Genomic DNA, 19,242 nt, shown 5'->3' with positions numbered 1-19,242 from the left:
ATGCTGTTTCGCATTAAACCTTTATTCTCCCTGCCATGCTGCAAACTCCCGCCACATTTCAGCCTGTTATCCGGCCGCAACAACACGACCAGCCTGTGACCTTTGTCTTCCACCGTGGTGAGTTGCTTTTGCGCAACAACATCATGGGCTTGCCGGCGGCGGATGAGCTGGCCGGGCTGCCGCTGGCGCCGGAACGCATCCATCCGCTGGGCGTGTGGGAAGGCCGTTATTACCAGGCGGCATGGCTGGACGAGCCGCTGCTGCCGGGCGCGGAGTTCGGCTACCACGGCCTGCGCTCGCTGTTCGGCGTGCTGGACGACGGCTTCCTCGGCCTGGCCGGGCGCGCCTTCCAGCTGGTGGAGTGGGCCCGCACCCATCGCTACTGCGGCGTCTGCGCGACCCCGATGCAGCTGCTGGCGGGCGAGCGCTGCTACAAGTGTCCACACTGCGGCCACAGCGCCTATCCGCGCATCTCGCCGGCCATGATGGTGCTGGTGCGCAAGGGCGACCAGGTGCTGCTGGCGATGCACACCAACTCGCCCTACAAACGCTACACGGCGCTGGCCGGCTTCGTCGAGGCCGGCGAGTCGGTCGAGGAAGCCATCCACCGCGAAGTGTTCGAGGAAGTCGGCCTCAAGGTCCACAACCTGCAATACTTCGGCAGCCAGTCGTGGCCGTTCCCGCATTCGCTGATGATTGCCTACACGGCCGACTACCTGGACGGCGAGATCCGCGTCGACCAAAGCGAAATCGCCGAGGCGCGCTGGTTCGGCGCGGGCGACGACTGGCCGGATCTGCCGGTCAAGGTCTCAATCGCCGCGCGCCTGATCGACGCCCACCGGCCCCGGTAAGGCCCGGCCATTTTCTGTATACTGTCGGGCAATTTAGAAAAAAGGTGTTTCATCATGTCTCAAGAATTTACGGAAAACGACTGGCGCCGCCTGATTGCCAGCATTGGCGAAGACCCTGATCGTCCTGGCCTGCTGGAAACCCCGGCCCGCGTGACCAAGGCGTGGAAACACTGGACCTCGGGCTACGGCCAGGACCCGGTCACGCTGCTGAAGGCGTTTGAAGACGGCGCCGAGCAGTACAACGAATTCATCATCGTGCGCAACATTCCGGTGTACAGCCACTGCGAGCACCACCTGGCGCCGTTCTTCGGCAAGGCCACCATTGGCTACATCCCGAACGGCAAGATCGTCGGCCTGTCCAAGCTGACCCGGCTGGTCGACTGCTTCGCCAAGCGCCTGCAAGTGCAGGAACGCATGACCATGCAAATCGCCAACGCGCTGCTGGAAGTGCTGGAGCCGAAGGCGGTGGGCGTGATCGTCAAATGCCGTCACCTGTGCATGGAAAGCCGCGGCATCCGCACGCCGGGCGAAGAAACGGTGACCTCGGCCATGCTGGGCGAATTGCAGCCCAACCTGGCGATGCGCACTGAATTCCTGGCGCTGGCGCGGGACTGAGCGCGATGGCGACGTTGGAGTGGCTGAACAGCGGCCTCGACGCCGCTTTTGCGCTGGCCAAGGCGCAGCAACGCCCGTTGTTCCTGTACTGGGGCGCCGTGTGGTGCCCGCCGTGCAACCGGGTTAAATCCGATATCTTTGCGCGGACTGAGTTCGCCTCGCGCGCTGCTGGCGTGCTGTGCTATCACCTCAATGGCGACAGCGCCGGCGCGCAGACGCTGGCCGCGCAGTATCAGCTGCGCAGCTATCCGACGCTGGTGCTGTATGCGCCGGACGGCGACGAAATCACGCGCCTGCCGTGCGAACTTGATGGCGAACTGTTCGTGACCGCCTTCGACGCCGCGCTGGCCGTGCATGCGGCCGGCTCATCGGCAGCGGCGGCGCTGGACGCGGCGTTGAGCGCATTGCGTCCACTGAGTGCCGACGAGTGGTCGCTGCTGAGCCACTATTCGTGGGACACCGACGAAGGCAAACTGCTGGGTACGCGCGCACTGGCGCCGACCCTGGCCGCACTGGCAACAGCCAGTACCAATCCGGATGCGGCGGTGCGCTTGCAACTGCACGCGCAACTGGCGGCCGGCAGCGTCGACGCGGCTTTCCTGCTGACGGTGCTGGCCGATGCACGGCTGGCGCGTTCCAACATGGACATCTTCAACAACAGCGGCCTGAATCTGATCAAGATCGCCAGCCGGCGGGAAGAACTGGCGGCCGCGTTGGGCAGCGTAGCGGCGCAATGGGCCGACGACTTCTGGCTCAACGCACCGGACCGGTTGATGGCGGTGCGCCTGCAAATGCGCTTGGCGCGCCTGCTGGCGCCGACGCAGGGCTTGCAGGAGCAGATCCTTGAACGGGTGGAAGAAGCCCTGGCCGAATCGACCGACCCCTACGAACGTCACACGCTGGTCAACACCGCAGTGAGTGCGTTGAACGATGCCGGCTTGCCGGCGCAGGCCGAGCAAGTGCTGCTGGCGGAATTGCCGCGTTCGCATTCACCGTATTACTTCATGTTGAGTCTGGCGGCCAGCGCCAAGCGCCGCAACGACGTCGCGGGCATGCTGGACTGGTATGGCAAAGCGTGGCAGGCATCGGTAGGCGCAGCAACGCGGCTGCAATGGGGCGTGACCTATCTGAACAGCCTGATCGACCTGGCGCCGCAAGACAGCGCCCGCATCGAACAAGCCGCGCAAGGCCTGCTGGCCGACGTGCGCGCGGCCGGCGCCGACGCCCACCAGCAGCGCAACCTCAGCCAGCTACACAAGCTGGCGCCGAAACTGGCCAGCATCCCCGCCGGTCCCCACACGGCCACCCTCGCCGCCGCCCTTTAAAAATCCGGGGTCAGGTCCGGCACTTGGACATGAGTTCGTGTCCAAATGCCGGACCTGACCCCGAATTTGACGCCGGATTAACGGCGCTGGAACTCGGCGCCGTCTTTCCACTTGGGCTGGTCTTTGCCTTGCGCGGCCTGGTAGCCGGCCTGGAACAGCAGGGTGATGTCGTCCACTGCGCCGCTCATGTTCCAGTTTGGCTGCACGGTGTCGTGCACGGTGTGGAACTGGTGCGCGGTGTAGTTCAACAGCTTGCTGGCGCTGCTGCGCAGGTAGATGGTCGGCACGCCGGCGCGCGCGAATTCCAACTGGTCGCCACGATAGTAGCTGCCGTAGCTGATGTTGCTGTCGGGCTTGACCACGCGGCCCTGCCTGGCCGCAGCCGCCGCCACCAGATCGTCCGCCGTCGATTTGCCCATGCCGCTCAGCTCGACATCGCGGGTGCGGCCCCACATGTTCAGGCCGTCGATGTTGATGTTGAGGATGGTCTTGCCGATCGGGACCAGCGGATGGCGCACATAGTATTGCGCGCCCAGCAGTCCGCGTTCTTGCGCCGTGGTCGCCACGAACAGGATGGTGCGCTTGGGCGCCGTCGGCAGCGCTTTGTAGGCGCGCGCAATTTGCAGCAGCGCCGCCACGCCGCTGGCGTTGTCCACCGCGCCGTGGAAGATTTGCTGGGTACGCGGTCCGGGCAGGCTTTCGTCGATGCCGAAGTGGTCCCAGTGCGCGCTGTAGATCACCACTTCATTCTTCAGCAGCGGATCGGAACCGGTGATGCGCGCCACCACGTTGTGCGAGGTGACGTCGCGCGTGGCATTCAGCGTTGACAGGTTGATCTTGATGCCCAACGGCACCGGCTTGAAGCCGCGCGACTGCGCCTGGTCCTTGAGCTGCTGGAAGTCCAGCCCGGCCGCCTTGAACAGCTCGCCCGCGCGCTCGTGTTGCAGCCAGCCCGGAATGGCCGGGTAGCCGGCATCCGGCGTCTTGCTCTTCAGCGCGAAGTTTTCGCGGCCCCAGCTATTGACGACGAATTCATACGGGTAGCCGGCGGTCTTGTTGTCGTGCACGATCAGCGCCGCCGCCGCGCCCTGCCTGGCCGCCATCTCGAACTTGTAGTTCCAGCGGCCATACCAGGTCAGTGCATTGCCGCCGAACATGGCCGGGTCGAGCAGCTTGGGATGCCTGGGATCGGGGATCGGCGGGTCGTTGATCAGCATGATCAGCGTCTTGCCCTTCAGGTCCGCGCCCTTGTAGTCGTCCCATTTGAATTCCGGCGCCTGGATGCCGTAGCCGACAAACACCAGCTCGGAATTGGCCACGTCCAGCTGCTTGTCGGCGCGCGCGGTCCAGGCGATGTAGTCGTCGCCGAAGCGCAACTGGATCGGCTTGCCGTCCTTGCCGGTGTAGCTCAGCGTCGGGTGGCTGGAGATGCCGACCAGCGGCACGGTTTGCAGATAGGTGCCGTCCGCATTGCCCGGCTCCAGGCCGAGCTGCTTGAACTGCTGCTGCAAATAGTCGATGGTCAGGGTTTCGCCCTGGGTGCCGGGTGCGCGGCCTTCGAATTCATCCGAAGCGAGCGTGGTGATTTGTTCCAGCAGCCCCGCGCCGTCGATTTTCGGCAATGCCGTGGCGTGGACCTCGCACGCACACAGGGCCAAAAGCGTGGTCGACAGGAGCGATTTCATATGGATGAACGATTGTTAATATTAAGCCACCATTCTGACACATTTTTGTTGCTTGCGGACACATTTCTAGTGGCAGGGATAGATTGGATAAACGAATCATTCCAAGCAGATAATCGCGCTTTTTAATCGGAATTTTTAATACTAAGATGACTCCATCGACCTTCCTTTCAGGAGCATCACCATGAACACCAAAGCCCTCTTCGCTGCCGTTGCCCTGCTGGCCGCCGGCAGCACCTTCGCCGCCGACACCAATGAAGCCAGCTTCGACCAGACCTTCCTCAATGGCGGCAAAAGCACGCTGACCCGCGCCCAGGTCAAAGCCGAGACCCTGGCTGCCCGCAAGGCCGGTCTGCTGGATACCAATGAAGCCTATCAGGACGTCGCCTACATGGCGCCGCGCGCCAAAAGCGCTGCAGTGAAAGCGCAACTGGCCGCCAAGCCAGCCGCACAAGGCAACACTGCCCACTAGTTAACAAGCCGGGCTCGGCGCCAAAAGCCGAGTCCGGTTGTATTTGCGGATAAACCACAAGAATTAAATTTGTTGCACGCTGCAAGGAGCTTTGGGGGTATTCTAGTTTCCATAAGACAATAGGAGACACTCCCCATGAACAAGTTGTCCTTTCAGCAGAAATTGTGGGTACCGCTGGTCTGCAGTCTGCTGTGCATCACCGCGATCTTCCTGTTTGAAACCATTCAAACCCGCAACGTGCGGATCGAGGAACGCAGCAGCGACCTGCGCAATGTCGACGACATGGCGCTCAATATCGTCAAGCAGTTCGGCGACAAGGCCGCTGCTGGCACGCTCAGCAAAGAAGACGCGCAGAAGCAGGCGATGGACACCATCAAAAACCTGCGCTACGCCAAGGATGGCTACTTCACCATCAGCAGCGGCACCATGTCTCTGATGCACCCCATCAAGCCGGAAAACAATAACAAGGACCTGGTCGATCTGAAAGATCCGAAAGGCACCTACGTCTATCGCGCCATCGCGGCGGCCGGCGCACAGCCGGAAGGCGGCGGCTTCGTCAATTACTACTGGTCGCGTCCGGGCTCGGCCGAGCCGGTGCCGAAGATGAGCCGCGTGGTGCATTACGGGCCGTGGAACTGGGATCTGACCACCGGTGTCTACATGGATGATATCGACGCCGCCTTCCAGGCCTCGCTGCTGAAATCGGCCGGCTGGCTGCTGGCGGTGTGTGCGGTGCTGTGGGTGATTGTCAGCCTGGTCAACAAGAGCCTGCGCCACACCATCGGCGGCGCGCCGGAGTATGTTGGCGAGGTGACGCAGCAGATTGCCGATGGCGATCTCAGCGTGGTGGTCAAGGTGCATGAGGCTGACAACAGCAGCATCCTGTATTCCGTCAAGGTAATGCAGCAGCGTTTGGCCGAGACCATCGGCGAAATCCGCCGCAGCGCCGACACCATCGCCACCGCCTCCAGCGAAATCGCGTCCGGCAATATGGACTTGTCGGCGCGCACCGAATCGCAGGCCAGCTCGCTGGAAGAGACGGCCGCGTCGATGGAAGAATTGACTTCGACCGTCACCCAGAACGCCGACAACGCGGTGCAGGCCAACAAGCTGGTGCAGTCGGCCTCGGAAGTGGCCGAGCGCGGCGGCAGGGTGGTGTCGCAGGTGGTGCAGACCATGGATACCATCAATGACTCGTCGCGCCGGATTGTCGACATCATCAGCGTGATTGACGGGATCGCCTTCCAGACCAACATCCTGGCCTTGAATGCGGCGGTGGAAGCGGCGCGCGCGGGTGAGCAGGGCCGTGGCTTTGCGGTGGTGGCGTCCGAGGTGCGCAACCTGGCGCAGCGGTCGGCGGCGGCGGCCAAGGAAATCAAGGAACTGATCAACGCGTCGGTGGACAGTATCGGCGCCGGCAGCGCGCTGGTGGCGGAGGCGGGGACCACGATGGACCAGGTGGTGACCAGCGTGTCGCGGGTAACGCAGATCATGTCGGCGATTACCGATGCGTCGAGTGAGCAGAGCACGGGCATTGGCCACGTCAACATGGCGATCACGGAGATGGATTCGGTGACGCAGCAGAATGCCGCGCTGGTGGAGCAGGCGGCAGCAGCGGCCGGCAGCATGCAGGAGCAGGCGGCGATGCTGGCCACGCTGGTGGCGCGCTTCAAGCTGAATGGGGATGCACAGTATTCGGCACCGGCCGCCAGCAAGCCAGCAGCCCGCCCGGCGCCGCGTCCAGTCAAACGCCAGATGGCGCTGGTGCGCTAAAACTCCGGGGTCAGGTCCGGCACTTGGACATGAGCTCGTGTCCAAGTGCCGGACCTGACCCCGGATTTATTTGGTATCGGCAGGGACGGTTTCTACGACGGCGGCTTCGTAGACGAACTTGCCGCCATCGTCGCGGAATACGCCCATCAACTCGCCGCCGTCGCCTTTGACGTCGGCGTACAAGGTGCAGGTTTGCGTTTCTACCTGCCACATCTCTTGTCCGGCGCGCAGCGTCCAGACGTTGTCGCCGGCGGACAGCAGTTCGATTTCCACTTCATCGGCCGGCATCTCGGTCAGTTCGATGCGGCGCAGGCAGTCGGGCAGGCGCTGCATGATCAATTCCACCCGGCTGTCCTTGCTCCAGAAGTGCTTCTGCGCCCGATGAATCGTCAGTGCATGGTTGCCGACCGGGCCGTCCGCGTAGTACGAGGCGCTGTCGTCAACGCATGCCGCCAGCAGCAGCGGCATCAGGAGGAACAGGATCTTGCGCATGGGCTTTCCGTGGGTGGCTATCGATTTACCCCATTATAGCCGCCCCACCTGACGACCCGATCAGAAGCGGTAGCCGATACCCACGCCTAACAGCACCGGGTCCACTTTCACGCGGCTGGCCTTGGCGCCGCTGATCATCACGTCGCTGCGGATCTGCACTTTCTTGATGTCGAAGTTGATCGACCAGTTCTTGTCGATCGCCACATCGGCGCCCGCTTGCAGCGCCAGGCCGAAGCTGTCATGTTCCAGGCTGCCCGCGCCGCCCAGCAGGTTCACGCCGGAGAAGGTGGTGTAGTTCACGCCCGCGCCCACGTACGGACGGAAGGTGGCGTCCGGCAGGAAGTGGTACTGCACCGTCAGCGTCGGCGGCAGGTGTTTGATGGTGCCGATGTTGGCGCCGTCCAGCGAGACGTCGTGTTTTTGCGGATAGGTCAGAATCAGCTCGGTGGCGATGTTCTTGGTGAAGAAGTACGAGATGTCGACTTCCGGAATGGTCTTGTTGCTGACGTGGATGCGGTCGGAGGCGCCGACGCCGCCAACGGGATCCGATTTGTCGGCGGTGTCGATGTGGACCGCGCGCACGCGCACCAGCCACGGGCTTTCTTGGGCCATCGCGTTGCCGGTCATCAGGGTCAGGGCTGCCAATACTGCTGCTACGGACTTACTCATTTTACTTCCCTCTTTTTGTCGTTAAGTAACGTGAGGAAGTCTATTGATGCGGTGCAGTAAAAACATTGATCCAAGTCAAAAATATCCGACTGTGAAACGGTGGTAGTATGACCAGCGACCGATTTTGGCAACCTCTAAACAGGAGACTTGGATGGCAAAGCTCAACGTCAACGGCGCAGTCATGCAATACGAAGCGGAGGACGATACGCCGCTGCTGTGGGTGATCCGCGAACAGCTCGGATTGACCGGCACCAAGTACGGCTGCGGTGTCGCGCAGTGCGGCGCCTGCACCGTGCATATCGATGGACAGGCAGTGCGCAGCTGCGTCTATCCGGCATCGGCGGTCACCGCCGCGCAGAAGATCACCACCATCGAAGGCCTGTCGGCCGACGGTTCGCATCCGATTCAGAAAGCATGGGCGGCGCTGGATGTGCCGCAGTGCGGCTTCTGCCAGTCCGGCATGATCATGGCCGCCGCCGCGCTGGTGCGCGACAAGCCCAAATGTACCGACGCCGATATCGATGCGGCGATGACCAATATCTGCCGATGTGGCACCTACAACCGCGTGCGCAAGGCGATCCACGTGGCGGTGCGCGGCGGCGATCCGGCCAGCGCCGGCCTGGCGATTGAACGCATCGCAGGGAGCAAGGCATGAACGCGCCGCATTTTGCTGGCACCTCGCGTCGCAGCTTCATGAAGATGGCTGGCGGCCTGGTGGTCGCCTTCCATATTCCGTTCGATGCGATGGCGGCGGAGCAGACGCCGATCGCCAAGGGCGCATCCCACGCCACGCCGGAAGTCAACGCCTGGGTGGTGATCAAGCCAGATGACAGCATCGTGATCCGCATCGCCCGTTCCGAGATGGGGCAGGGCACGCTGACCGGCCTCGCGCAGTTGGTGGCGGAAGAACTGGACGCCGACTGGAGCAAGGTCACCACCGAATACCCATCGCCGGGACAGAACCTGGCGCGCAAGCGCGTGTGGGGCAGCTTCTCCACCGGCGGCAGCCGCGGAGTGCGCGAGTCGCACGACTATGTGCGCAAGGGCGGCGCCATCGCCCGCACCATGCTGGTACAAGCCGCAGCCGATGCGTGGAAGGTGCCGGCGTCCGACTGTGTGGCCGCAGCCAGTGTGATCACGCACAAGCCGACCGGCCGCACCATCAGCTACGGCAAGGTGGCCGATGCCGCCGCCAAACTGACGCCGCCGACGGAAGTGGCGCTGAAAGATCCGAAGGACTGGAAGCTGGCCGGCAAGCGCCTGGCGCGTCTCGATACGGTGGACAAGACCACCGGCGCGCAGATCTACGGCATGGACATCAAGCTGCCCGGCATGCTGAACGCCGCCATCAAGGACTGCCCGGTATTCGGCGGTACGGTGAAGAGCTTTGACGCCGCCGCTGCCGAGAAACGTCCGGGCGTGAAGAAGATCTTCAAGCTGGGCGACACCGCCGTGGTGGTGGTGGCCGATACGTGGTGGCGCGCCAAGTCCGCGCTGGATGCAGTCACCATCGAGTGGGACAAGGGACCGAACGCCAAGCTGTCCAGCAAGGACATCGCCGCCACGCTGAAGGCCGCGCTGGATGCGCCGGAGGCGGTGGTCGGCAATGCGAACGGCGACGCCAAGGCGACCATCGCCTCCTCCAAGCGCAAGATCGAGGCGGTGTATTCTTTCCCTTGGCTGAATCACGCGACGATGGAGACCATGAACGCCACCGCGATCTGGACGCCGGAGCGTTGCGAGGTATGGACACCGACGCAAAACGGCGAGGCCGCACTGGCCGCCACCGCCGAAGCAGCCGGCCTGCCTGCCGCCAAGTGCGACGTCTACAAGATGCATCTGGGCGGCGGCTTTGGCCGGCGCGGCGCCACGCATGATTGGGTGACGCAGACGGTGAAGATCGCCAAGGAGTTCCCCGGCACGCCGATCAAGTTGATCTGGACGCGCGAGGAAGACATGCTGCACGGTCGCTATCACCCGATCACGCAGTGCAAGCTGACGGCGGGGCTGGATGACAAGGGCAATGTGACGGCGCTGCATATGCGCATTGCCGGCCAGTCGATCCTGGCGTCGTTGGGTTCCACGCTGAAGGATGGCAAAGACCCTGTGGTGTTCCAGGGCTTGAATGCGCCGGGGCCGGAAGCGTCGATCGGCTACAGCTTCCCGCACCTGCTGGTGGATCATGCGATGCGCAATCCGCCGGTGCCGGCGGGCTTCTGGCGCGGCGTGAACCTGAATCAGAATACAATTTACCTCGAATGCTTCATGGACGAACTGGCCCACGCGACCAAACAGGACCCGCTGGCCTTCCGCCGCAAGCTGATGGCGGAACATCCGAAGCATCTGGCGGTACTGAATGCGGTGGCCGAGAAGATCGGCTGGAACAAGCCGGCGCCGAAGGGCGTGTATCGCGGGCTGGCGCAGACCATGGGCTTCGGCAGTTATGTCGCCGCCTGTGCCGAGGTGTCGGTGGACCGCAAGACGGGCAAGGTCAAGATCCTGCGCATCGTTGCGGCGACCGATCCGGGATATGCAGTTAATCCGCAGCAGATCGAAGCGCAGGTGGAGGGCTCGTTTGTGTATGGGCTGTCCGCCGCCTTGTACGGCGAGTGCACGCTCAAGGATGGGCAGATGGAGCAGTCCAACTTCGACACCTATCAGGTGATGAAGCTGGACGAGATGCCGAAGGTGGAGTCGATCATCATGCCGTCCGGCGGCTTCTGGGGCGGCGTGGGCGAGCCGACGATTGCGGTGGCCGCGCCAGCGGTGCTGAACGCCATCTTCGCCGCCACCGGCAAGCGCGTGCGCGATCTGCCGTTGAAGAACCACAGCCTGGTGAAGAAGGCTTAGCATGAGGGCGCGCGGCAGCAGCAGGGTAGCGAGGGCGCTGGCCCTGGCCGCGCTGCTGCCCTGCGCCGCCTTCGCCGATGACGGCATCGCATCCCCGCTGCCCGGCGCTGTGACGGGCGACGCGGCACGCGGCCGCGCCATCGTCGCCAACCGCCAGCTCGGCCTATGCCTGCTGTGCCACTCCGGCCCCATTCCTGAAGAACGCTTTCAAGGCAACCTCGCTCCCGACCTGCAATGGGCCGGCCAACGCTGGACCGCCGCGCAACTGCGCCTGCGCATCGTGGATGCAAGCCATATCAATCCCGCCACCATCATGCCCGCCTACTACAAGACCGACGGCCTGACCCGCGTGGCCGCCAGCTACCAAGGAAAAACCATCCTGACCGCACAGCAGATCGAAGACGTGGTGGCCTGGCTGCAAACACTCAAGGAGCCCGCATCATGAAGCGCCGCGACCTGCTGGCCGCCGGCGCCGGCCTCACCATGCTGGCGCTAGTCCGCCCCGCATCCGCCACGCCGGCGGAGATGGCCGCCGCCATCAACAGCTTCACCGGCGGCGCCAAACCGCAAACGGGCAAGGTGAAGTTCGACATCGCCCAACTGATCGACAACGGCAACGCGGTTCCGGTCACCATCTCGGTGGACAGCCCGATGAGCGCTGCAGACCATGTCAGCGCCATTGGCATCTTCACCGAGCGCAATCCGCAGACGGACGTAGTGGTGTTCACGCTAGGCCCGCGCGCCGGCAAGGCCGAAGTCTCCACCCGCATCCGCCTCGCCACCTCGCAGCGCTTGATGGCCGTAGCGCGCATGAGCGACGGCAGTTGCTGGTCGCAGGGCGTGGAAGTCATCGTCGCACTGGCGGCGTGTGTGGAAGGCGAGGCGCCCTGATGGCCCGCGCCCTGATTCACATGCCGGCCAGCGCAAAGCGCGGCGAGATCATCGAAATCCGCGCGCTGATCGGCCATCCAATGGAAACCGGCTACCGCGTCGGCGCGGACGGCAAACTGCTAGCGCGGGACATCATCCGCAAGTTCGCATGCCGCTACAACGGCGAACAGGTGTTCGGCGCAGAGCTGCATCAGGCCATATCGGCCAATCCGTATATCGCCTTCTCCACCGTGGCGACGGACAGTGGAACGCTGGAATTCACGTGGGAGGGCGACAACGGCTTTGCCCACACGGAGAAAATGAACCTGACGGTGAGCGCATCATGAAGTGCTTACTGGCGTTGGCGCTGGTAGCTGCATCGGCACTGGCTGCGGACGACCGTCGCTCCGGTGCGGAATTCATGAGCGCCGCCACGCAAGCCATGCAGCGCGATGATGCGCAGAATCCCGCCATGCTGTGGGTCGCCAACGGCGAGGCGGAGTGGAACAAGTCGTGCGTCAAGTGCCATGGCGATGCGCGCAGCAGCATGCGCGGCGTGGCGGCGCGCTTTCCAGCGTTTGATGCGGCGAGTGGCAAAGTGGTCAACCTGAGCCAGCGCATTAACCTGTGCCGCGAGCGCAAGCTGCATGTCGCGCCACTGCGTTTGGAAAGCGAAGAGCTGCTGGCGCTGGAGGCCTATCTGGCGATGCAGTCGCGCGGCATGCCGGTGACGCCGCCGCAGGATGCCAGTACCCGCGCCGCCGCTGCGCGTGGACTGCAACTGTACAACCAGCGCATCGGGCAGCTGAATTTGTCGTGCGCGCAATGCCATGACCAGCAGTGGGGCAAGCGTCTGGCGGCCAGCACGATTCCGCAGGCGCATGCGGCGGCGTATCCGATCTACCGCCTGGAGTGGCAGGCCATGGGATCGCTACAGCGCCGGCTACGCAACTGCATGAGTGGCGTGCGCGCCGAAGTGCCGCCGTTTGGCGCGCAGGAGTTGACGGAACTGGAGGCCTGGCTCGCGGTTCGGGACCAGGGAATGAAAATGGAATCGCCGGGAGTAAGACCATGACATTGAAGCTTATGCTTATCGCCTTACTGGCCACAGCCAGTGTAACGGCGGCCGCTGCGCCAACTATCTCCGCCGGCGCGCGACTCGCCGCCGCCTGCGCCGCCTGCCATGGCACCAACGGCGATACCCACGGCAGCACGCTGCCGCGCCTCGCCGGCCAGCCGCAGCAAGCCCTGTCGGCCAGCCTGCATGCCTTCAAGACCGGTCAGCGCGCCTCCACCATCATGATGCAGATCGCCAAAGGCTACAGCGACGAACAACTCGATCTGCTGGCAGCCTACTTCGCCGTGCAAAAACCGGGAGCCGCCAAATGAAGCGCCGCCAATTTCTGCACGCCGCCGGCGCCAGCGCCTTCCTCGCTGGCTGCACCACCATCACCGGCCAGGCCAAGCCGCAAGTAGTGGTCATCGGCGGCGGCTACGGCGGCGCCACGGCCGCCCGCTACATCCGCCTGTGGAGCGACAACAGCATCGACGTCACGCTGATCGAACCGAACGCGCAGTTCATTTCCTGCCCGTTGTCCAACCTCGTGTTGGGCGGCTCAAAGCAGATCGGCGATTTGACCATGTCGATCAATGCGCTGGCCGACAAGCAGGGCGTGCGCATCATCCGCGACAGCGTTACAGGAATCAACGCCGACAAACGCACGCTGGCGCTGGCCGGCGGCCAATCGCTGAGCTACGATCGCCTGATCGTCTCGCCCGGCGTCGACTTCATGTGGGATCAGTTGCCCGGCATGCTGAAACCGGGTGCGCAGGACACCATCCTGCACGCCTGGAAAGCCGGAGCGCAAACCGTCGCCCTGCGCGCGCAGCTGGAAGCGATGCCGGACGGCGGTGTCTACGCCATGACCATCCCGCCGGCGCCATACCGCTGCCCGCCCGGTCCCTACGAACGTGCCTCGCAAATCGCCTTCTACTTCAGCCGTCACAAGCCGAAATCCAAAGTCCTGATCCTCGATGCCAACGACGACGTGGTCTCCAAAGGCCCGCTGTTCAAAAAAGTATGGAAGGAACGCTACAGCGGCATCATCGACTACCGCCCCTCGTTCCGCACCGCCGACATTGACGCCGCCAGCCGCACCGCCATCTCCGAACTGGGCGACAAGGTGCAGGCCGATGTGCTGAACGTGATCCCGCCGCAGCGCGCCGGCAGCATCGCCGCGCAGAGCGGCCTGGCCAACGTCAACGCGCGCTGGTGCGGCGTCGACTTCCTCAGCTTCGAATCGACGCAAAGCAAAAACATCCACGTGCTGGGCGACGCCATCGCCGTGGCGCCGCTGATGCCCAAGTCCGCACACATGGCCAACCAGCACGCCAAGGTATGTGCTGCGGCGGTGGTGGACCTGCTCAGCGGCCGCGCGCCGGATACGCAACCGGTGCTGACCAACACCTGCTACAGCTTCGTCTCCGACCAGGATGTGATCCATGTCGCCTCAGTCCACGTCTACAACGCCGAGAGGAAAACGCTGCTGGTGGTACCCGGTTCCGGTGGCGTCTCCAGCGCCGCCAGCCCGCTGGAAGGCGCATACGCGCTGAACTGGGCACGCAATATCTGGGCGGACACATTGGGCGGCGCGTGACTATTTGATAGTTTTTCTAAACGGCAATTTGGTAATATAGGTAAATCTATGTAAAAGTTAACTTATCAAAACACTATGGCCGACGACTACAGCGCGAGCATCATTACCACTGGCAAACTGACAGTCGGCGGCAGCACCACCGGCGTGGTGGAAACCAATTACGATACCGACTGGTTCAAGATCTCGCTGACGGCCGGCACCACCTATCTGTTCTCCGTCGCCGGCAATGCAAACAGCAGCAGTGCGCTGAGCAATTTCAGCAACATTGACTTATCGATGTACGATGCCCAAGGGAACGTGGGGTCGTACATCTCAACCTATAGTAGCGCCACGGGAGCCGTGGGGCAGTTCACCGCACAGAGCAGCGGCACCTATTTTTTCAGCATGCGCAGCTACTACACGGGTGGTTACACCGTCAAAGCAGTCACGCCTGCTGCGGACGACTACCGCGCCGATGTGCAAACCACGGCCAGCCTGACCAACGGTGTGGCGGTCTCCGGCGTCTTCGAGCGTCTCGATGATGTCGACTGGTTCAAATTCCACGCCGATGCCGGCCAGGTCGTCGGTTTTACCGGCGCCGGCGTCCTGGCGAATGCGTCTTACTATACCCCGGTGGTGTACGACGCCAATGGCAATTACCAGACCTCGGTCGGTCAGTCGCCGTTCGTCGCCACCACCAGTGGCGACTATTACCTGGCCGTCAGCGCCGGCGGGCGCACCGGCGCCTACAGCCAGACCATGCAAATCATCGCCGACGACTACGCCAACGACAATACCAGTTCCGCCGAGCTATCCGCCGGCGGCCAGATCAGCGGCAGCATCGACTATTATTCCGATGCCGACCGTTTCAAGATCAGCCTGGAGGCCGGCAATATTTACACGCTGACCTTGAAGCCGCACGGCACTGCCGCCGGGGCGCCCTCGCTGAACGTGTATCTGCCTTCCGGTGCCTATGACTATGGGAATACCGGCAGCACGGCGAGCGATGGCAGCATTACCCTGCGCTACCAGGCCACGGTAAGCGGCGTATACGGCATCGGCGTCAGCGGTACCGTCGTGCAGTCTTACGTGCTGGCCGCCTCTGCTGGCGAACTCGACGATTATGGCAATACCCAGGCTACCGCCACCGCCCTGACGCTGGGAAGTGCGGTCAACGGTCTGCTGCAAGGTGCGCGCGATATCGATATGTTGAAGGTTGACCTGAAAGCAGGCGTCACCTATAAATTTGATCTGACCAGCGACGCCCCAGCGGGCTACAGCATCAACAGCCTGCTGCTGGATGCCAACGGCCAGCAGTTGGCCAGCCTGGGCTACGGCAACACGAATACCAGCTACAGCTACACGCCCGGCAAGGACGGCACTTATTATCTGTCCCAGACCAACTACTATGCGAGCAACAGCAACACCGCCTTTACGCTGACCGCCAGCGCGGCCACGGACGACTTCAGCGCCAATAGCGGCACCGCCGGCCGCCTCAACATCGGCGGCGCCACCAAGGGCGTGATTGAAAGTGGTGGCGACCGCGACTGGTTTGCCGTGTCGCTCAATGCCGGCGGCTATTATTGGTTCAAGCTGGACGGCGCCGCCGAGGGCGGCGGCACGCTGAATTCGTCCAGCTACGTGTCGTTCAAGCTGCTCGACAGCAACGGCAACCAGGTGGCCGGCACCTCGAACTATAGCTATGGCACCGGCATCACCGTCCCGTTTACCCCGACCACCAAGGGCACGTATTACGTGGAAGTCGGTTCCACCAACTCTAGCGGCAGCTATACGGTCAAGGCCCAGCTGGGCAAGGCCGACGACTATGGCAATGACCAGGCGCATGCCGCCGCGATGGCGCCGGACAGCGTGGTCAAGGGCGAACTGGAACTGACGACGGACAAGGACATGTTCAAACTGAGTGTCGTCGCCGGCATGACCTATTCAGTGGAACTGACGCCGCAAACCGGCACTAACTACTATGCGCTCAACCTCGATGTCAGCGGACCGGGCTACCTCAACGTCCGTTATGTCAGCAGCAGCGACAAGGTGGTGCGCCTGTTTGAAGCCAGCGCGAGCGGCGATTATTACGTGGGCGTGTCGGCCTCGTCCGCCTACAACTGGAGCGGCGCCTATACGCTGGTGGCCAGGTCGATGGGGATCGACGACTTCAGCGCCGACACCAAGACTACCGCCATGCTCACCCCGGCCGCGCCGCTGCACGGCGTGATCGGCGTGGCCGACGACCATGACTGGATCAGGGTCCACCTGGACGCCGGCCGCAGCTATGTGTTCGACCTGAAAGGCAACAAGAGCGGCGGCGGCACGCTGGACACCGGCATTCTGTATGGCAGCGCCGCCAGCATGACCCTGTTGGCAGCCAACGGCAACAGCCTGGCCTATTCCAGCCTCCCTGACGCCAGCCACGGCAGCGACCCGCGGCTTCAGTATTGGGCCGCCACCAGCGGCGACTATTACCTCGATGTGCGCGGCAGCGGACAGGCCGGCAGTACCGGCAGCTACACGGTGGTGGAAGTCCAGGCCAACCTCGACACGACCGGTCCGAAACTGCTGTCGAGCAGCATCGCGGCCGGCGCCACCGACATCGGGCTGAAGCCGACATTCTCGCTGACCTTCGATGAAACCATCATGCTCGGCAGCGGCGTCACGCTGACCGACGGCTATGGCGCGGTGGTGCAGGGCGCCAACGGCCCGCTGCTGGCCACGGTGGCCGGCAACACGCTGACGGTCGACCCGCGCGCCACGCTGATGCCGGGCATGACCTACACCGTCAACCTGCCGCAGGGCATCGTGGTGGACCTGGCTGGCAATAGCGCCGGGTCGCAAAGCTTCTCGTTCACCACCACCAAGCCGGTCAGCGCCGGGACCAACGGCAATGATTACCTGATCGGCAGCGGCAACGGCCTGACCCTGGATGGCGGCGCCGGTACCGACACCGTGTATTACGCTTCCTCCCGCAGTTCCTTCAACATTTCCCGCGGCAGTGATGGCAGCGCGGTGGTCAGGGACTACCGCAGCGCCACCGGTGACAAGCTGGCCGGCGTCGAGCGCCTGCTGTTCAGCGACGGCGGGTATGCGCTCGATACCGACGGCATCGGCGGCCAGGCTTATCGCTTGTACAAGAGTGCCTTCAACCGCGCACCAGACCAGGAAGGGCTGGGCTTCTGGATCACGCAAATGGACCACGGCATGAGCTTGAAGGAGGTGGCCAGCCTCTTCCTCACCAGCCCGGAATTTGCCCGCACCTATGGCAGCGCGACCAGCGATGCCGACTTGGTCAAGCTGATGTACCAGAACGTGCTGGGGCGCGCGCCTGACGCCGAAGGTAACAGTTTCTGGTTGTCGCACCTGCAGAGCGACACCACGCGTGCCGAGCTGCTGACCGCTTTCAGCGAAAGTGCGGAAAACCAGGCGGCCGTCGCCCAGGTGATTGGCAACGGCTTTGCCTACACGCCTTACGGCTAAGCCGGCGCTACCAGCCGCCGCCCGCCGCGCGGAAGGTGGCGACGGCGGCGCGGGCGTTGTCCGCGTTCACGCGCGCCATCTGGTCGCGTGAGGTCAGTAGCTGGCGCTGTTCTTCCAGCACCTCGTACAGGCTGACGGCGCCGCCTTTGTAGGCCAGTTCCGACGCGTCGCGTGCGCGCGCATGGGCATCCACTTCCTGCGCCAGTTCCGTGTGCTGGTCTTCCAGTTGCGTGAGCGTGACGACGGCGTTTTCCACATCTTCGGCAGCATGCAGCACGGCTTTGCGGTAGGCGGCCAGTGCTTCGGCATTGGCGCCCTTGGCGCGAGCGACGTCGGCGTCGATGCGGCCGAAGTCAAATAGCCGCCAGCGCAGGCCGGCGGCGGCTTGCGGTTGCAGCGAAGCTGCGGTCAGCAGACCTGTGGTACCAAGGCTGCTGAGGCCCAGCAGGGCGGACAGCGTCACCTTGGGATAGTATTCCGCCATCGCCGCGCCGATTTGCGCATTGGATGCAGCCAAGCGGCGCTCCGCCGCAATCACGTCCGGCCGCCGGCGCAGCAGATCCGCCGGCCCTTGCGACAGCGAGATGGCCGGCACGCGCATTTCAGGCAATGCGGGTGCCGGCAGTTCGGCTGCGTAAGTGCCCGGCGCAGCGCCCATCAGCACATCCAGCCGGTTCAGCTGCACTTCCAGCTCGATGCGCAGTGGCGGCACGGTGGCGCGGGCTTGTGCCACCAGCGCCTCTGCCTGCGCCGCCTCGCGGCTGGACGCCAGACCATCCGCCAATCGCAGTCGCACCAGCTCCAGCAGACGACCATTGGTGGCGATCTGCTCCTGCGCCAGCGCGATGCGCCGCTGCGCGCCACGCACGCGGAAGTAAGCATCCGCCGCTTCCGCCGTTACTGACACACGCACGCCGAGACGATCCGCCTCCGCCGCCTGCGCCTCCGCGCCGGCCGCCTGCGCGCCATGCTGCAAGCCACCCGCCACATCCAGCTCCCAGCTGGCGCCAAGTCCGGCGTCATACAAGGACTGCTCACGGTTATAACCAGGGAAGCTGCTGGCGATCTTGCCGATCGGGCTATTCACCGACTGCCGCTGATGCGCGGCGCTGGCTGTGAGCGAACCTTCCGGCAGTAGCCGTGCATCGGCCATGCGCGCCGCCGCCCGCGCCTGATCTACCCGCGCCATCGCTGCCGCCAGGTCCAGATTCTGCGCCAGCACCCGTGCCACGATGCGCTGCAAGGCCGGATCGTCGAAACCATCCCACCACGCGTCCAGCGCCGGCGCCGGCAGCGTCGTTGCGCGCCCGGCCAGCGCATCGGCCGAATGATAGGCCGCCGCCAGCGGCGCGTCCGGCCGCTGGTACGCCGGCCCGGTCGCGCATCCCGCCAGCGCGGTCAAGGCCAGCAGGCCGGCTCTGGCCAGCCAAATTGTCTTGTCCATTTTGCACTCCCTTAAAAAGTCTGTTGCAAGTTGATACTAACAAGTATATGCTTGTTTTCATGATGATCGCAATCAAT

At 63.7% G+C, this 19,242-nt stretch carries 18 protein-coding genes; 14 read left to right on the top strand and 4 right to left on the bottom strand.

All coding sequences use genetic code 11. The features are described 5' to 3' along the window. Positions 1-35 precede the first annotated feature (35 nt). The 3 genes from nudC to GTP69_RS21380 are packed head-to-tail and all read left to right on the top strand — an operon-like array spanning position 36 to position 2,791. Complete coding sequence (gene nudC, locus GTP69_RS21390) at positions 36-851, top strand: NAD(+) diphosphatase (RefSeq protein WP_161056748.1); 816 nt, start codon at positions 36-38, stop codon at positions 849-851. Positions 852-905: 54 nt separating this feature from the next. Beyond that, entirely contained in the window at positions 906-1,466 is a 561-nt protein-coding gene (folE, locus tag GTP69_RS21385) for a GTP cyclohydrolase I FolE (RefSeq protein ID WP_110845758.1), read from the top strand. Positions 1,467-1,471: 5 nt separating this feature from the next. Next, the gene (locus GTP69_RS21380; RefSeq protein WP_161056747.1) at positions 1,472-2,791 is read left to right on the top strand and encodes a thioredoxin family protein; all 1,320 of its coding nucleotides are present in this window, start codon (positions 1,472-1,474) and stop codon (positions 2,789-2,791) included. Positions 2,792-2,868: 77 nt separating this feature from the next. On the opposite strand, the gene GTP69_RS21375 is transcribed toward GTP69_RS21380, so the two are convergent. Then, positions 2,869-4,476 carry a M28 family peptidase gene (locus GTP69_RS21375; protein ID WP_161056746.1) on the bottom strand — a complete coding sequence of 536 codons (1,608 nt, stop codon included), beginning with the start codon at positions 4,474-4,476 and terminating at the stop codon, positions 2,869-2,871. Between the two features lie 181 nt (positions 4,477-4,657). Here GTP69_RS21375 and GTP69_RS21370 point away from each other — a divergent pair, with 181 nt between their 5' ends. After that, positions 4,658-4,945 carry a DUF4148 domain-containing protein gene (locus tag GTP69_RS21370; protein WP_161056745.1) on the top strand — a complete coding sequence of 96 codons (288 nt, stop codon included), beginning with the start codon at positions 4,658-4,660 and terminating at the stop codon, positions 4,943-4,945. Between the two features lie 135 nt (positions 4,946-5,080). Then, the gene (locus tag GTP69_RS21365) at positions 5,081-6,718 is read left to right on the top strand and encodes a methyl-accepting chemotaxis protein (RefSeq protein WP_161056744.1); all 1,638 of its coding nucleotides are present in this window, start codon (positions 5,081-5,083) and stop codon (positions 6,716-6,718) included. 66 nt (positions 6,719-6,784) lie between these two features. Here the strand turns inward: GTP69_RS21365 and GTP69_RS21360 are convergent, their stop codons facing one another. Both GTP69_RS21360 and GTP69_RS21355 read right to left on the bottom strand, forming a co-directional pair. Then, a complete protein-coding gene (locus GTP69_RS21360) occupies positions 6,785-7,210 on the bottom strand; it encodes a hypothetical protein (protein ID WP_161056743.1) in 426 nt (141 codons plus the stop codon). A gap of 60 nt (positions 7,211-7,270) precedes the next feature. Then, positions 7,271-7,879, bottom strand: a complete 609-nt coding sequence (locus tag GTP69_RS21355) for an OmpW/AlkL family protein (RefSeq protein WP_161056742.1) — start codon at positions 7,877-7,879, stop codon at positions 7,271-7,273. 151 nt (positions 7,880-8,030) lie between these two features. Here GTP69_RS21355 and GTP69_RS21350 point away from each other — a divergent pair, with 151 nt between their 5' ends. The 9 genes from GTP69_RS21350 (at position 8,031) to GTP69_RS21310 (ending at position 17,721) form a co-directional block, all read left to right on the top strand. After that, positions 8,031-8,534 (top strand): (2Fe-2S)-binding protein, encoded by a 504-nt coding sequence (locus tag GTP69_RS21350; protein ID WP_161056741.1) that lies wholly within the window; start codon positions 8,031-8,033, stop codon positions 8,532-8,534. Then, positions 8,531-10,729 (top strand): xanthine dehydrogenase family protein molybdopterin-binding subunit, encoded by a 2,199-nt coding sequence (locus GTP69_RS21345; protein WP_161056740.1) that lies wholly within the window; start codon positions 8,531-8,533, stop codon positions 10,727-10,729. Before GTP69_RS21350 ends, GTP69_RS21345 begins: the two co-directional genes overlap by 4 nt. 1 nt (position 10,730) lies before the next feature. Next, on the top strand, positions 10,731-11,174 hold the full coding sequence (gene soxX, locus GTP69_RS21340; protein ID WP_161056739.1) for a sulfur oxidation c-type cytochrome SoxX: 444 nt from the start codon (positions 10,731-10,733) through the stop codon (positions 11,172-11,174). Next, a complete protein-coding gene (locus GTP69_RS21335) occupies positions 11,171-11,620 on the top strand; it encodes a SoxY-related AACIE arm protein (RefSeq protein WP_161056738.1) in 450 nt (149 codons plus the stop codon). The genes soxX and GTP69_RS21335 overlap by 4 nt, the downstream gene beginning before the upstream one ends. Beyond that, the gene (gene soxZ / locus GTP69_RS21330; protein ID WP_161056737.1) at positions 11,620-11,946 is read left to right on the top strand and encodes a thiosulfate oxidation carrier complex protein SoxZ; all 327 of its coding nucleotides are present in this window, start codon (positions 11,620-11,622) and stop codon (positions 11,944-11,946) included. Before GTP69_RS21335 ends, soxZ begins: the two co-directional genes overlap by 1 nt. Further along, positions 11,943-12,674, top strand: a complete 732-nt coding sequence (soxA, locus tag GTP69_RS21325) for a sulfur oxidation c-type cytochrome SoxA (RefSeq protein ID WP_161056736.1) — start codon at positions 11,943-11,945, stop codon at positions 12,672-12,674. Before soxZ ends, soxA begins: the two co-directional genes overlap by 4 nt. Then, positions 12,671-12,988: a c-type cytochrome gene (locus GTP69_RS21320; RefSeq protein ID WP_229261080.1), complete on the top strand. Its 318-nt coding sequence runs from the start codon at positions 12,671-12,673 to the stop codon at positions 12,986-12,988. The genes soxA and GTP69_RS21320 overlap by 4 nt, the downstream gene beginning before the upstream one ends. Next, a complete protein-coding gene (locus GTP69_RS21315) occupies positions 12,985-14,256 on the top strand; it encodes an NAD(P)/FAD-dependent oxidoreductase (RefSeq protein ID WP_161056735.1) in 1,272 nt (423 codons plus the stop codon). The genes GTP69_RS21320 and GTP69_RS21315 overlap by 4 nt, the downstream gene beginning before the upstream one ends. Before the next feature lie 75 nt (positions 14,257-14,331). Beyond that, positions 14,332-17,721 (top strand): DUF4214 domain-containing protein, encoded by a 3,390-nt coding sequence (locus GTP69_RS21310; protein WP_161056734.1) that lies wholly within the window; start codon positions 14,332-14,334, stop codon positions 17,719-17,721. Between the two features lie 7 nt (positions 17,722-17,728). Here GTP69_RS21310 and GTP69_RS21305 read toward each other — a convergent pair whose 3' ends face one another. Beyond that, positions 17,729-19,165 carry an efflux transporter outer membrane subunit gene (locus GTP69_RS21305; protein ID WP_161056733.1) on the bottom strand — a complete coding sequence of 479 codons (1,437 nt, stop codon included), beginning with the start codon at positions 19,163-19,165 and terminating at the stop codon, positions 17,729-17,731. Between the last annotated feature and the right edge of the window lie 77 nt (positions 19,166-19,242).

Source organism: Duganella levis (assembly GCF_009857605.1).
Lineage (GTDB): Bacteria > Pseudomonadota > Gammaproteobacteria > Burkholderiales > Burkholderiaceae_D > Rugamonas > Rugamonas levis.
This window is presented reverse-complemented; position numbering and strand designations above follow the sequence as displayed.